The organism is Sphingobium sp. RS1, from assembly GCF_056156825.1.
Map to the genome: position 1 here is coordinate 2,700,122 of NZ_JBLZXE010000002.1, position 13,365 is coordinate 2,713,486.

A 13,365-nucleotide genomic window follows, 5' to 3' on the forward strand; every position below is an offset into this window, starting at 1 on the left:
GTCAGAGCGATCCCATCAGCGCCAGTGCTACCCCGCTCACCACCAGCATCAGCCCGGCGACCTCGCTGCCGCGCATCCGTTCCTTCAGGTAGAAATGGCCGAACGCCATGGTGAAGGCGACCTCGATCTGGCCGACGATTCGCACCAGCGCGACCGGCGCGGTGGCAAAGCCGGTGAACCAGCAGGCGCTGCCCAGCGCGGACAGCAGGCCGACCTGGCCCGACACGCGCCAGCTGGCCAGCACCCGGCGCATCTCGCCCGGCTCGCGCCACACCAGCCATGCGCCCTGCATCACCGTCTGGACCAGCACCGTCGCCACCAGCACCAGCAGCGCGGCCAGGATGCGATCGTCGCCGCCGACGCTCTGGGTCGCGCGGCGGATGCCGATCGCGGTCAGCGCAAAGAAAAATCCCGACGCGATACCGGTGATCGCGGCCGGTTGCCCCAGCGCGCGCAGGAAATCGCCCGGCCCCATCCGCTTGCCGCCGGTCGACAGCAGCATCACCCCCATCACGCCACAGCCAATGCCCGCCCAGGCCAGCGGATGCAGCCGCTCGCCCAGCAGCAGGAAGGACAGGACGGCCCCCTGCACTGCCTCGGTCTTGGAATAGGCCGTGCCGACCACGAAATTGCGATGCTTGAACGCCATGATGAGCAGGTTGGTGGCGATGATCTGCGCCAGCCCGCCCGCGACGCAGAAGAGCAGGAACAGCGGCCCGATCGCGGGCAGGGGCGCCGGAACGAGCAACCGGTATCCGCCCAGCAACAGCAGGGTGAAGGGGATGCCATAGAGGTAGCGGACCAGCCCGGCGGCATTGATCGACAGGCTGTGGCTGACCCGGCGCTGCACCGCGGTGCGCCACGCCTGCACCGCGCCCGCGATCAGCGTCGCGGGCAGCCAGAGGGGGGAGCTAATCATGCCCGCCCCTATACAGGCCGGGCCGCCCGCGTCACCCCAGCGAGACGATCAGCGTGAAGAAGAGCGAGAGCGACACGCAGGCAAAGCCATAGAGCAAAGGCAGCCGCATCAGCGCGCCGGTGCGCGACAGGCTATAGGCATCCTTGAACTGGCGATACATGTGCCAGGCGGCGAACAGCAGCAGCCCCAGCGTCACCAGCCCGCTCGTCACATGCAGCGCGGTCAGGATCATCGACAGCGAAAAGAGCAAAGACATGAAGGTGATCGAATAGGTGACGTACATCGCATGGTCGTACATCTTGAACCGGCGGCTGAAGGGGAAAAGCAGCCATAGGAAGGGCAGCGAGATCAGGATCAGCACCCAGGAGAATTTATAGGCATTGGCCTTGAGCTTGTAATAAGCGAATTCGGGATTCTCTGCGGCGGCGCTCACCGCCTTGCCCACAGTCTTGGCGATGCCGCCATTCACGCCTTCGCCCACCAGCGAATCGGTCAGATCGCCCGCCAGCGTCAGCCCCTTGCGCTCCGCCTGCGCGTCGATGAGATTTTCGGTCAGCGCTTCCTTGCGCGCGGCCGAAAGGCCCGGCGCCTTCAGCTTCGCCTCGATCTCGCTTATATGGGCGTCGGCCTTCTCCTGTTCCCTGCGCAACTCGGCCTGCGCGCCTTCGTTCATCTTCACGCCCTTGACCGCGTCGGTCGTGCCGCTGTGGCTGGTGAGCGAGAAGATCGCGTACATCAGGAAGGCAGAGAACAGGAACAGGGCAAAGGGCGACACGAATTTCGCCCGCTCGCCATGGATATAGCGGCGCGTCAGCTTGCCCGGTCGCAGCGCCAGTTCGGGCAGGGTATTCCAGATCTTGCCCTCGAAATGCAGCACGCCATGGGCCAGGTCATGCCCGATCGCGGCAAAGCTGCGATGCAGATGCGCCGCCTGCCCGCATTGCGCGCAATAAGCGCCGGTCACGGTCGCGCCGCAATTGAGGCAGGCGCCATGGCCGGCCTCTTGCGCCCCATGCCCGGCCCCATGCCCGGCTTCGCCATGGGCCGGCTCGACTGCCCGCGCCAGCATCCCCCCGGTGATCGCATCACCCGCCGCTTCGATTTCCCCTGTCATGGGACGGGAGTGTATCAGCGCCGTATGACGCTTGCCAGACGCTTATATTAATCCTCCCCGCGCGAAGCGGGGGGAGGGGGGCCATCGCGAAGCGATGGTGGAGGGGAAATAGCGCAACAGTCGAGAATAAGCCGTGTCACCGCATCGAGATCGCCCAGAACGTCTGATGCCCGGACCCGCAACACGTGAAACCCCTGCGCCTGCAACCAGACATCGCGCCGCATATCATGTGTTATCTGTTCGGCGATATCATGGCCGCCGCCATCCACCTCGATCGCCAACCGCGCCGAGGGGCAATAGAAATCCAAAATATAGGGACCGGCCGGATGCTGTCGCCGGAACTTCAGGCTATTGGGCCTGCTGCGCAGCCATTGCCACAACGCCACTTCAGGCGGGGAGAGGGCACGCCGTAGTTTGCGAGCCTTCTCAACGGTGCTTCTTTTCGACGGTATCGCACTTCCCCTCCACCGGCTTCGCCGGTCCCCCTCCCCATCGTCAAATGGGGAGGATAGGAAAGTCACGCGCCTTCGAGCAGCTTTTCTTTCTTGATCTTCTCCTGCCACACCAGCGGGGCGAGGCGGTGGACATTCTGGCCTTCGCTATCCACGGCAACGGTGACGGGCATGTCCTCCACCGTGAATTCGTAGATCGCTTCCATGCCTAGATCCTCGAAGCCCACGACCTTGGCTTCCTTGATCGCGCGCGCGACCAGATAAGCCGCACCGCCGACCGCCATCAGATAGGCGCTCTTGTGCGTCTTGATGCTCTCCGTCGCCGCCGGGCCGCGCTCGGCCTTGCCGACGCAGGCGGCCAGGCCCTGTTCCAGCATCATGTCCATGAACTTGTCCATGCGCGTCGCGGTCGTCGGGCCAGCCGGGCCGACCACTTCGTCGCGCACAGGATCGACCGGGCCGACATAGTAAATCACGCGGCCCTTGAAATCGACGGGCAGTTGCTCGCCCTTGTCCAGCATATCGGCGATCCGCTTGTGCGCGGCGTCGCGGCCGGTCAGCATCTTGCCGTTCAGCAGCAGGCGGTCGCCATGCTTCCAGCTTTGCACGACTTCGGGCGTCAGCGTGTCGAGGTCGACCTTGATCGCTTCCTTGCTCGGCTTCCAGTCGACCTGCGGCCATTCGGACAGCTTGGGCGTTTCGAGGTAGGCGGGGCCAGACCCGTCCAGCGTGAAATGCGCATGGCGCGTGGCGGCGCAGTTCGGAATCATCGCCACCGGCTTGCCCGCCGCATGGCAGGGATAGTCGTGAATCTTGATGTCGAGCACGGTGGCGAGGCCACCCAGGCCCTGCGCGCCGATGCCCAGCGCATTGACCTTGTCGAACAGCTCGATGCGCAGTTCCTCGATCTTGTTCTGCGGGCCGCGGGCCTTCAACTCGCCCATGTCGATCGGGTCCATCAGGCTTTCCTTGGCCAGCGCCACGGCCTTTTCCGCCGTGCCGCCGATGCCGATGCCCAGCATGCCGGGCGGGCACCAGCCGGCGCCCATCTGCGGCACCATCTCCAGCACCCAGTCGACGATCGAGTCGGACGGGTTCATCATCTTGAACTTGGTCTTGTTCTCGCTGCCGCCGCCCTTGGCCGCGACGTCGATGGTCACCTTGTTGCCCGGCACCATTTCCACGTTCAGCACGCAGGGCGTGTTGTCCTTGGTATTCTGGCGGCTGAAAGCGGGGTCTTTCAGGATCGACGCGCGCAGGCGGTTTTCCGGGTTCAGATAGGCCTTGCGCACGCCCTCATCGATCACCTCCTGCATCGACCGGCTATTATCGTCCAGCCGGCACTCCATGCCCCACTTGACGAACACATTGACGATGCCGGTGTCCTGACAGATCGGGCGATGCCCTTCGGCGCACATGCGGCTGTTGGTCAGGATCTGGGCGATGGCGTCCTTGGCCGCCGGATTGGCTTCGGCCTCATAGGCGGTGCCCAATGCCCGGATATAATCCATCGGATGATAATAGCTGATGAACTGGAGCGCGTCGGCGACGCTCTCGATGAGGTCGGCGGTCTTGATGAGCGTCATCTACCCTAAGTCCCTATATCTTGCGGCCCGCCTCTGCACGGCGGGTCTGGCAGGGGCGGCTATAGGCTTTTGATCGTCCGAGTCCAGAATTTGCCGCCCTGTCGGCAGGCGGGTTCAGCGACGTGCGAGGCCCGCCATGCGCAGCAGCCGGCCGGCCCATCCATCCTTGCGCGGCGCAGGGGGCGGGGGCGGGGGCGCGACCGATGTCGGCAGCAGGCGAAAATCCCAGCTCGCGCCCGTCCGCACGACACGGGCCGGCACGCCTGCGGCAACGCACTGCGCCGGGACATCCCGGCTTACCAGCGCACGGGCGGCGATCACGCTGCCCGTGCCGATGCTGCATCCCTTCAATATGGCGGCGCCATCCCCCACCCAGACCCGGTCGGCGATCCGCACCGGACCGCCGGGATTGACGCGTTCGCCGCTGGCCAGGTCCACGACCGAATGCATGTCGCTGACGGTGATCCATGTATCGTCGGCGAACAGGCAGCCATGCCCGATGCTGATATCGAAGGATTCATGGCATTGCAGGCTGCACGTCCGGGTGAAGCCGGTCATGCCCCCGATCGTCACCGTGGAATCGCGAAACAGGTAGATGCTGAGCAACCCCAGCCGGCATCCGTTGCCGATCCGCACCGCGCAGCCATCGCCGATCGTCAGGTTGATCTGGCTGGCATGGCAATCCTCGCCAATCTCGATCGACCCGCCCGTGCCGGTGAATTTGATCGCGCCGCCCTGGGTGGCCAGGAAATCCGCCGGAATGCGGACATCATTGCCTTGCGCATTATGGATCTGGACGGGCATGGGCTGGTCTTCCGGCGGTTCGGGGGATGGCTGCTGTTGGCGGAAAAACGGCCTACGTCAACGCGGCTTCGCGCCGCGTCATCCCCCGGCGAAGGGAAAGAGATGCCACCAGGGCTGTTTTTCCTCCAGCACGCGGGCAAAGCTCGGCCGCGCCTTCAACCGGTCCAGATAGGCGGCCAGTGTCGGATGCGCGCTGCCCAGCGGCTGTATCTGGTCGGCATAGAACAGGGCAGGCGCAGCGGCGCAGTCGGCCAGGGTAAAGGCGTCGCCCGCCGCCCATTTGCGGCCCGCCATCCGCGTCTCCAGCATCGCATAGCTTTTCGCCAGCAGCGCGCGCGCCTGCGTCACGCCTGTCGAATCGCGCTGTGCCGCCGGGCGCAACCGATCGGCCACCACCGCCTGCATCGGCGCCATCACATAATTGTCGAACAGCCGGTCCATCAGCCGCACCTCCAGCGCGGCGTCGGGATCGGCGGGGAAGGGGTGGAACGTCCCCGCTTCATGACAGGCCATATACTCAATGATGATGCTCGCCTCGCCGATCGTGGCGGCTCTGGCCGGGTCATGCAGCACGGGAAATTTGCCGACCGGCCACAGCCTTTGCCATTCCTCCGCCACGGCCGCATCCTCCAGCATCCGCACGGCAAAGGGCGCACCATTTTCATAGAAGGCGATCAGCACCTTCCAGCAATAGGAAGAAAGCGGGTGATAGTAGAGAATCATCGGATATCCTCCTGTCGACCACAATATCTTGTGCCTGCCATCCTGTTCGCCGGTTCATAGGCGCATGGCCATGACGGTCGCGACGATGATTTCTGCCATGATTTTTAGACCTTGGTCGGAAAATCCGTGGCAAGGACTTTTTATTTTTTATCTGCCCCCGACCCCCTTGCCTTTTGTGGGGGCAAGGCAAGTCCGCGCGTCGTCCACAATCCTGTCGGCGAGACGAGTCATTTTGTCGACGGACGGTTTCATCATCCTGTCATGACGCGATGATTCGGCTCTTGATCCGGTCAATAGTTGGAGGCACTATCTGTGGTATCGGGTCAACGGGGGTCACCCAACAGATTGTGATTGCATCGCTGGATGATTTTCCGGTGAGGAGGGGCTTTTTGTCTCTGCATCCGCTCGGTTGGGCCCTTTTCCGTCCCCGCAACGGTACGGTTCATGCTAGGATGCGCGGCTTGTCGCGACCCGCTTGACCGAATCGAACGGAACAGGAACATCGGGGGCTCGCATGGATTTTCGAGATAGTGGACAAGGTGGCGACGTGGCGACTGTGATGGATGATCTGGTGGAAGAGGCGAAGGGTGCGGTAACGGCGGCGGTGGACGCCGCGCAGGCTGAGCCTGTGACCTCCTCGACCGTGCTGGCGCGCCGCTTCCCGGTGGTGACGGATTCGTCGCGCGATGCGCTGCTGACCGAATTCGGCAAGGACACGCTGAACGACCGCTATCTGTTGCCCGGCGAATCCTATCAGGATCTGTTTGCCCGCGTCGCGGCCGCCTATTCGGACGATGCCGATCATGCCCAGCGCGTCTATGACTATATCTCGAAACTGTGGTTCATGCCCGCCACGCCGGTCCTGTCGAACGGCGGCACCGGGCGCGGCCTGCCGATCAGCTGCTATCTGAACAGCGTGGACGACAGCCTGGAAGGCATCGTCAACACCTGGAACGAGAATGTCTGGCTCGCATCGCGCGGCGGCGGCATCGGCACCTACTGGGGCGCGGTGCGCGGCATCGGCGAACCGGTCGGCCTGAACGGCAAGACCAGCGGCATCATCCCCTTCGTCCGCGTGATGGACAGCCTCACCCTCGCGATTTCGCAGGGCAGCCTGCGCCGTGGTTCGGCCGCCTGCTATCTCGACGTGTCCCACCCGGAGATTGAGGAGTTCCTCGAAATCCGCAAGACGTCGGGCGACTTCAACCGCAAGGCGCTGAACCTGCACCATGGCGTGCTGCTGACCGACGAGTTCATGGAGGCCGTCCGCGACGGCGCCGAATTCAACCTGCGCAGCCCGAAGGACCAGTCGGTGCGCGGCACCGTCAATGCCCGCGCCCTGTTCCAGAAGCTGGTCGAAGTGCGCCTCGCCACCGGCGAACCCTATATCGTGTTCAGCGACACGGTGAACCGCATGATGCCCAAGCATCATCGCGATCTGGGCCTCAAGGTATCGACCTCGAACCTCTGCTCGGAAATCACCCTGCCGACCGGCACCGACCATCTCGGCAATGACCGCACGGCGGTCTGCTGCCTGTCGTCGATGAACCTGGAAACCTGGGACGAGTGGAAGGATCATCCGACCTTCGCGGAAGACATCATGCGCTTCCTCGACAATGTGCTTCAGGACTATATCGACCGCGCCCCGCCGGAAATGGCCCGGGCCAAATATAGCGCCAGCCGCGAACGTTCGGTGGGCCTGGGTGTGATGGGCTTCCACAGCTTCCTTCAGGCGCGCAACATTCCGTTCGAAGGGGCCATGGCCAAATCGTGGAACCTGCGCATCTTCAAGCATATCAATGCCAAGGTGAACGAAGCGTCGATGCTGCTCGCCCATGAGCGCGGGCCGTGCCCCGACGCCGCCGATCAGGGCGTGATGGAACGGTTCAGCTGCAAGATGGCGATCGCGCCCACCGCGTCGATCTCCATCATCTGCGGCGGCGCATCGGCCTGTATCGAGCCGATCCCGGCGAACATCTACACGCACAAGACCCTGTCGGGCAGCTTCGCGGTCAAGAATCCCTATCTCGAAAAGCTGCTGGTCGCCAAGGCGAAGGACAGCAGCGCGGTGTGGAACTCGATCCTGGAGCGCGGCGGCAGCGTCCAGCATCTCGACTTCCTGACCCAGGAAGAAAAGGATGTGTACAAGACCAGCTTCGAAATCGACCAGCGCTGGCTGCTCGAACTCGCGGCCGACCGCACGCCCTATATCGATCAGGCGCAGTCGCTGAACCTGTTCATTCCGGCGGATGTCGAGAAGTGGGATCTGCTCATGCTCCACTTCCGCGCCTGGGAACTGGGCATCAAGTCGCTTTACTATCTGCGGTCCAAGTCGGTCCAGCGCGCGGGCTTCGCCGGTGGCGTGGAAGCCGACAACACGATCGACGCGCCCAAATTCCAGATCGGCGAGACCACCGACTATGACGAGTGTCTCGCCTGTCAGTAATCCAATTCCCTCTCCCGACGGGAGAGGGAGGGAGCCGCGCAGCGGCGGAAGGGTGAGGGCGATGACGAGCCGCCGCCATTATGAAGGGCTTCCTTCCGGCGCGCTCGACAAAGCCAAATCCCTCCGCCGCAATGCCACGGATGTCGAAAAGCGTTTGTGGCGTGCCTTGCGCGAAAAGCTGCCCGGCAAAAAATGGCGCCGCCAAGTACCCCATGGCGCCTATGTCGCGGACTTTCTTTGCTTCGCGGCGATGCTGATTGTCGAAGTCGATGGCGCCACCCACGCGGAAAGCATCGAACGCGATGTCATCCGCACCCGTTATTTTGAAACGCAGGGTTATCAAGTCCTGCGTTTCTGGAACCATGAAGTGATGGACAATCTGGATGGAGTCCTGACCCGGATTTCCCTCTCCCTGTGGGAGAGGGAAGGAGGCGCGAAGCGCCGGGAGGGTGAGGGCGACAGGCCGGACCATCAAACACCCTCACCCTCCCACGCCTGACGGCGCGGGCCCCTCCCTCTCCCGGTGGGAGAGGGAAAGAAAAGATCGCTCGGAGTAACCCACATGCCCCTTCTTCAAGCCAGCAAGGTCTACAAGCCCTTCGAATATCCCTGGGCCTATGAATTCTGGAAGCGCCAGCAGCAGCTCCACTGGCTGCCCGAGGAAGTGCCGCTGGGCGAGGATTGCCGCGACTGGGCGCAGAAGCTCAGCGACCATGAGCGCAATCTGCTGACCCAGATTTTCCGCTTCTTCACCCAGGCCGACGTGGAAGTGCAGGATTGCTACCACGAAAAATATGGCCGCGTGTTCAAGCCGACCGAAATCAAGATGATGCTGACCGCGTTCAGCAACATGGAAACGGTCCATATCGCCGCCTACTCGCATCTGCTCGACACCATCGGCATGCCCGAAAGCGAATATTCGGCCTTCCTCCAGTACAAGGAGATGAAGGACAAGCACGACTATCTCGCCCAGTTCGGCGTCGACACGGATGAGGATATCGCCAAGACGCTGGCCATGTTCGGCGGCTTTACCGAAGGCTTGCAGCTCTTCGCCTCCTTCGCGATGCTGATGAACTTCCCGCGCTTCAACAAGATGAAGGGCATGGGCCAGATCGTCACCTGGTCGGTCCGCGACGAAACGCTCCATTGCGAAGGCATCATCAAGCTGTTCCACAGCTTCGTGAAGGAACGCGACTGCCTGACCGCTTCGGTCAAGGACGACATCATGGACATGTGCCAGAAGACCGTCCGGATCGAGGATGCCTTTGTCGACCTCGTCTTCGAAATGGGGCCGGTGCCCGGCATGACGCCCAAGGACATTAAGAAATATGTCCGCTACATCGCCGACTGGCGCCTGGGCCAGCTGGGTTTGAAGCCGATCTACATGATCGACGAGCATCCGCTGCCCTGGCTGACCCCGCTGCTGAACGGCGTGGAACATGCCAACTTCTTCGAAACCCGCGCGACCGAATATTCGAAGGGCGCGACTCGCGGCCAGTGGAACGACGTCTGGGACGCCTTCGACCGCCGCCAGAAGGTCAAGGGCGGCGAAGCGGCGAATGTCGACGCCGATCCCGACATGTTCAAGGCCGCGGGCATCGCGGCGGAGTAAGATTTCAATAATGTATCTGGGAGAGCAAGCGTCAAAACGCTTGCTCTCTTAGTGACCAGAATGGTGAGGGGGGCTTAGCATTTTAATCCGGCGGGTACATCCGCCGCATATGCATGATCGTCAGCACATCGACTTCGCTTATCACCGTCTCGATCCGGTAAACGATCAGATAAGGCAGGCCGACCACCGAAAATTCGCGTGTCCCGTGGACCGCGCCGGCCCGACCCAGCATGGGGAATTGCCCGAACATCATCGCGGTCTGCACGATGCGCGCCACAACCCTATCAGCGGCCCGCTCGTCATCTTCTGCAATCCAGTTCCGGATCGCCGCCAGATCGTCCCGCGCCTGCGGCGTGAAATTAACCTTCAAGGTCGAAGTCGCGCAAAATCCGGTCTAGCGGGATCAGACTGTCCCGATCCTGCGCTTGGGCAAGGGCGCGTTCTACCTTGGTGCGTTTCCACGCCTCATGACCATGCGCGACTGGGCCTTCCTGCTCGGCCAGCTTGTCCTTCAATGTGTCGCGCATCTTCATGAATGGAAAGATGCGCCTTCTTCCTGGGCCGTGCAACCCATCGCATCCATAACGGATCAATCTCCCGCCAAAACGGCGGGAATCGCGCTATGCTCGCCCCATGACCGAGCCTGCCGCGCCCCCAAATGCTCTGCTTCACGCTTATGTCTGCAATGTCTGCGGCAGCGATCATGTCACGCGCGAAGCCTGGGCGGCCTGGGATGTCGCCGCGCAGCAATGGGTATTGGAAGCAGCCTTCGACCATGCCCATTGCCATAGCTGCATGGGGCACACCCGCCTCGACCGTGTCGTCCTGACCAGTGCCGTCACCTTCTCCGCGCCCGAAGCCTGCCGGCCCCCGGCGCTGGGGTGAGGCTTCCTTAACCGCGCGGCCTTATCCTCCCATCCATGTTCTTCGGCGTCCGTCTCCGTTCGATCTTCACTAGCCGCTGGTTCGCCCTGCTCTGGGCGCTACTGGTGATTCTGACCGCGATCCAGTTCGTCGGCCCTGGCCCCGACCGGCAGGATCAGGCGCAGGGCGACAATGCCGCCGCAGTCGACGGCCTCACCAACGATCAGCGTCAGGCGATCGCCAACGCCTTCTGACCCGGCATATGCGCGGTAATGCGCCTCATCGCTCTGGCGCGCGCTGCGATCGCCATGCTCCGGCCTTTGCCAGCGGGGACAAGAAGACGCGCCGACTTTCGACCGCGCATATCGGATGCGGATAGTCGACACACTGTCCTATTGCACTGCCTGACGCTATCATCCGCGTCAGTGCTTGGCTCGTCTGCCTACCGCGCAACGATATGTCGGCAATAGGACATGAAATGTCGAAATCAGCGGGAAATGTGCGAAGTTAAGCAACGCCTGCCCCGCGTCCAAACCCTACTGCGCCGCCTGTCCGATACCTGAACGACCGGTTTTGTTCCGTTCATGCAACATCCTTCATGGTCGCGGGTTCTACCGCCACGATCATAGAGGGAAGGAGCCTCACCCATGACATTCTCGTTCAAGCAGGCGATCGCCGCGCTCTCGCTCGGCGCGATGACGCTGACCGGCATTGCCGCCACTCCGGCCTTTGCCCAGCCTGGTCGCGATACCCGCGAATATCGTCGCGACGTCCGCGATGCCCGGCAGGAATATCGCCGCGACGTCCGCGATGCGCGCCAGGATTATCGCCGTAACATGCGCAATGCGAATCGCGACTATCGGGCCGATCGGCGCGACTGGCGTCAGGATCGCCGCGTCGATTATCGCCGGCCCGGTCGCCCGGTCTACAGCTATGACTGGAACCGGCCCGACCCGCGCTATGGCCGCTATTATCGCGCCGACCGCTATTATCGCAGCGGCTATGCGCCGATCCGCGTCGACCGTCGCACCCGCATCTATCGCGGCTATGACAACCGCTATTATTGCCGCCGGTCGGACGGCACCACTGGCCTGATCGTCGGCGCGGCACTGGGTGGCCTGCTCGGCAGTCAGATCGATCAGGGCCAGTCCAATGTTGCGGGCATTCTGATCGGCGGTGGTGCGGGCGCTCTGCTCGGCCGCGAGATCGACCGTGGTGGCGTCAGCTGCCGCTAAACAAAAGGCTCTTGGGGCATGGTGCGGTTCAGCCGGATCGCTTCATGCTTTAACACCAGGGATGGCGGCTGCCATCCCAGCGTCGGGCCAGTCCTTCGGCAACCAGTTGTTCGCCAATCGACTGGCCTCCGCGCGTCACGGTCCTGAGCGCCCGGCCATAGCGATCTGTCGCCCGCCCCTCGATCTCCAGCGAGAAGGGGCCATCGTTCATCAATGCCTGCAAGCGCCGCGTCGCCCGCGCGCCCAGTTCGCCCTCGGCTGCGCAGCGCGGTCCATGGGTTTCGGGCGTGTCGATGTCGGATATCCGATATTTGTCGCCGCGGAACCAGAATGTGTCGCCATCGACCACGCAATTGGTCCCGCCGCCGCTATGGCAGAAGCCGAAATCGGCGGACAGGCTGTCGGTCGCGATGCTCTGCACCGGCGCATCGGCAAGGGGGCGATCGAACCGCTTCATCCAGTCCGGCCCATACCAGCCCAGCAACAGCCCCAGACACAGCGTATAGATCAGCGCTGGCCCGCTGAACCCGCCCCGTCGCCGGGGCGCAGGCCGAAAGCGCCCGGCACCCGCGCGGCGCGCCTCCGCGATCCAGGCCTGCTGTACCTTGTCCCTGTTCGACGGTTGCCGCCGCCCCGTTCCCGATCTTGCCATCACCCCGCTCTAGCGACGCCACGGCAAAGGGTTGGTTAAAGCCGCTCCATCTTTCCGCCGATCCGGCGACAGCGGCATTTGACGCCCGTCAATGCCGCGCGCCGCCGCCCTGCCATGCTGCGACGGCCCATCCGAAACGGAGCCTATTGATGAACGCTGCCGCGCCGCCCAGCCCCCATGCCCGCATTGGCGGCGACCGGCCGATCCGCGCCATCGCCGATCGCTTCTACGACTTGCTGGAAAGCGATCCTGCCTATGCGGACTTGCGGGCCATTCACGCGGCGGACCTTGGCGCGGTGCGTCATGGCCTCACCCGCTTCCTCGTCGGCTGGCTCGGCGGTCCGCGCGACTGGTTCGAACGCGGGCCGTGCATCATGTCGCTGCACCGCGCCTTCCCGATCACGCCGGCACTGGCCGATCAATGGGCGACCGCCATGGCCTGCGCCATCGCCGGTGCCGACGACATCGATCCCGCGCTCGGCGACGCCATGGCGGAAGCGCTCGGCCATATGGCGCGCGGCATGATAAACTTTGGCCTTAACCCCGGCAGCAGCGCCGCCGCCTAATCTTCGTCCTCGGTCGGCCCATAGGCGTCGTCGTCCTCATCATCCATCTGCGGCTCGCCGGCATAGGCATCCATGTCGATCCGGCCGGACCGGTCCATTTCGGTCATCTTGTCGACCAGGTCGGGGGTATCGTCCGGGATGATCTGCGCCGGATTGGTCCGCCCGCCATGCACACTATCCTGCGACAGGTCGGTCGACCGCGCCCGGGCATCGTCCGCGACATCCTGCGCCTGCGTGCCGGCCTCGGCCTGCTCGCTATTCTCCTCATAGTCCCGGTCGGGGGTCGGCGTCGGCTCTGAAGGGGGCATCATGTCTCTCCTTGGCTATGCGCCACCAACGGTCGGCCGGACCCACCGTTCCGGGAATAATGCTGGACATCCGCGCCTGAACGC

The 13,365-nt window shown here is 63.5% G+C and carries 18 protein-coding genes; 8 read left to right on the forward strand and 10 right to left on the reverse strand.

Annotated elements, in window-relative coordinates; genetic code table 11:
* Position 1: 1 nt before the first annotated feature.
* The 6 genes from ACNHGR_RS14930 to ACNHGR_RS14955 form a co-directional block, all read right to left on the reverse strand.
* Complete coding sequence (locus tag ACNHGR_RS14930; protein ID WP_184268837.1) at positions 2 to 919, reverse strand: DMT family transporter; 918 nt, start codon at positions 917 to 919, stop codon at positions 2 to 4.
* A 31-nt stretch (positions 920 to 950) separates the two neighbouring features.
* Positions 951 to 2,033: a DUF3667 domain-containing protein gene (locus tag ACNHGR_RS14935; protein ID WP_475287087.1), complete on the reverse strand. Its 1,083-nt coding sequence runs from the start codon at positions 2,031 to 2,033 to the stop codon at positions 951 to 953.
* A gap of 47 nt (positions 2,034 to 2,080) precedes the next feature.
* Positions 2,081 to 2,596 (reverse strand): endonuclease domain-containing protein, encoded by a 516-nt coding sequence (locus ACNHGR_RS14940; protein ID WP_475287089.1) that lies wholly within the window; start codon positions 2,594 to 2,596, stop codon positions 2,081 to 2,083.
* Positions 2,551 to 4,071 carry a fumarate hydratase gene (locus ACNHGR_RS14945; protein ID WP_184268841.1) on the reverse strand — a complete coding sequence of 507 codons (1,521 nt, stop codon included), beginning with the start codon at positions 4,069 to 4,071 and terminating at the stop codon, positions 2,551 to 2,553. Before ACNHGR_RS14945 ends, ACNHGR_RS14940 begins: the two co-directional genes overlap by 46 nt.
* Positions 4,072 to 4,185: 114 nt before the next feature.
* Entirely contained in the window at positions 4,186 to 4,875 is a 690-nt protein-coding gene (locus ACNHGR_RS14950) for an acyltransferase (protein WP_475287092.1), read from the reverse strand.
* A 78-nt stretch (positions 4,876 to 4,953) separates the two neighbouring features.
* Positions 4,954 to 5,598, reverse strand: coding sequence for a glutathione S-transferase family protein (locus ACNHGR_RS14955; RefSeq protein ID WP_475287094.1), 645 nt, complete (start codon positions 5,596 to 5,598; stop codon positions 4,954 to 4,956).
* A 70-nt stretch (positions 5,599 to 5,668) separates the two neighbouring features.
* Here ACNHGR_RS14955 and ACNHGR_RS14960 point away from each other — a divergent pair, with 70 nt between their 5' ends.
* The 4 genes from ACNHGR_RS14960 (at position 5,669) to ACNHGR_RS14975 (ending at position 9,656) form a co-directional block, all read left to right on the forward strand.
* Positions 5,669 to 5,863, forward strand: coding sequence for a hypothetical protein (locus ACNHGR_RS14960; protein ID WP_475287096.1), 195 nt, complete (start codon positions 5,669 to 5,671; stop codon positions 5,861 to 5,863).
* A gap of 249 nt (positions 5,864 to 6,112) precedes the next feature.
* Entirely contained in the window at positions 6,113 to 8,044 is a 1,932-nt protein-coding gene (locus ACNHGR_RS14965) for a ribonucleoside-diphosphate reductase subunit alpha (protein ID WP_184268849.1), read from the forward strand.
* A 61-nt stretch (positions 8,045 to 8,105) separates the two neighbouring features.
* Positions 8,106 to 8,543: an endonuclease domain-containing protein gene (locus tag ACNHGR_RS14970; protein ID WP_475287098.1), complete on the forward strand. Its 438-nt coding sequence runs from the start codon at positions 8,106 to 8,108 to the stop codon at positions 8,541 to 8,543.
* Positions 8,544 to 8,606: 63 nt separating this feature from the next.
* Complete coding sequence (locus ACNHGR_RS14975; RefSeq protein ID WP_184268853.1) at positions 8,607 to 9,656, forward strand: ribonucleotide-diphosphate reductase subunit beta; 1,050 nt, start codon at positions 8,607 to 8,609, stop codon at positions 9,654 to 9,656.
* Between the two features lie 82 nt (positions 9,657 to 9,738).
* On the opposite strand, the gene ACNHGR_RS14980 is transcribed toward ACNHGR_RS14975, so the two are convergent.
* Both ACNHGR_RS14980 and ACNHGR_RS14985 read right to left on the reverse strand, forming a co-directional pair.
* Complete coding sequence (locus ACNHGR_RS14980; RefSeq protein ID WP_475287101.1) at positions 9,739 to 10,026, reverse strand: type II toxin-antitoxin system RelE/ParE family toxin; 288 nt, start codon at positions 10,024 to 10,026, stop codon at positions 9,739 to 9,741.
* Positions 10,016 to 10,189 (reverse strand): hypothetical protein, encoded by a 174-nt coding sequence (locus ACNHGR_RS14985; protein WP_475287103.1) that lies wholly within the window; start codon positions 10,187 to 10,189, stop codon positions 10,016 to 10,018. Before ACNHGR_RS14985 ends, ACNHGR_RS14980 begins: the two co-directional genes overlap by 11 nt.
* Before the next feature lie 100 nt (positions 10,190 to 10,289).
* Here ACNHGR_RS14985 and ACNHGR_RS14990 point away from each other — a divergent pair, with 100 nt between their 5' ends.
* The 3 genes from ACNHGR_RS14990 (at position 10,290) to ACNHGR_RS15000 (ending at position 11,755) form a co-directional block, all read left to right on the forward strand.
* A complete protein-coding gene (locus ACNHGR_RS14990; RefSeq protein ID WP_475287105.1) occupies positions 10,290 to 10,541 on the forward strand; it encodes a hypothetical protein in 252 nt (83 codons plus the stop codon).
* 35 nt (positions 10,542 to 10,576) lie between these two features.
* Entirely contained in the window at positions 10,577 to 10,774 is a 198-nt protein-coding gene (locus tag ACNHGR_RS14995; RefSeq protein ID WP_475287107.1) for a hypothetical protein, read from the forward strand.
* A 393-nt stretch (positions 10,775 to 11,167) separates the two neighbouring features.
* Positions 11,168 to 11,755 (forward strand): glycine zipper 2TM domain-containing protein, encoded by a 588-nt coding sequence (locus tag ACNHGR_RS15000; protein ID WP_475287109.1) that lies wholly within the window; start codon positions 11,168 to 11,170, stop codon positions 11,753 to 11,755.
* Between the two features lie 49 nt (positions 11,756 to 11,804).
* Here ACNHGR_RS15000 and ACNHGR_RS15005 read toward each other — a convergent pair whose 3' ends face one another.
* Positions 11,805 to 12,407 carry a thermonuclease family protein gene (locus ACNHGR_RS15005; RefSeq protein WP_475287111.1) on the reverse strand — a complete coding sequence of 201 codons (603 nt, stop codon included), beginning with the start codon at positions 12,405 to 12,407 and terminating at the stop codon, positions 11,805 to 11,807.
* 149 nt (positions 12,408 to 12,556) lie between these two features.
* Here ACNHGR_RS15005 and ACNHGR_RS15010 point away from each other — a divergent pair, with 149 nt between their 5' ends.
* Entirely contained in the window at positions 12,557 to 12,973 is a 417-nt protein-coding gene (locus ACNHGR_RS15010; RefSeq protein WP_475287113.1) for a globin domain-containing protein, read from the forward strand.
* Here the strand turns inward: ACNHGR_RS15010 and ACNHGR_RS15015 are convergent.
* A complete protein-coding gene (locus tag ACNHGR_RS15015; protein WP_475288446.1) occupies positions 12,970 to 13,281 on the reverse strand; it encodes a hypothetical protein in 312 nt (103 codons plus the stop codon). The two genes, ACNHGR_RS15010 and ACNHGR_RS15015, sit on opposite strands and share 4 nt — an antisense overlap.
* Between the last annotated feature and the right edge of the window lie 84 nt (positions 13,282 to 13,365).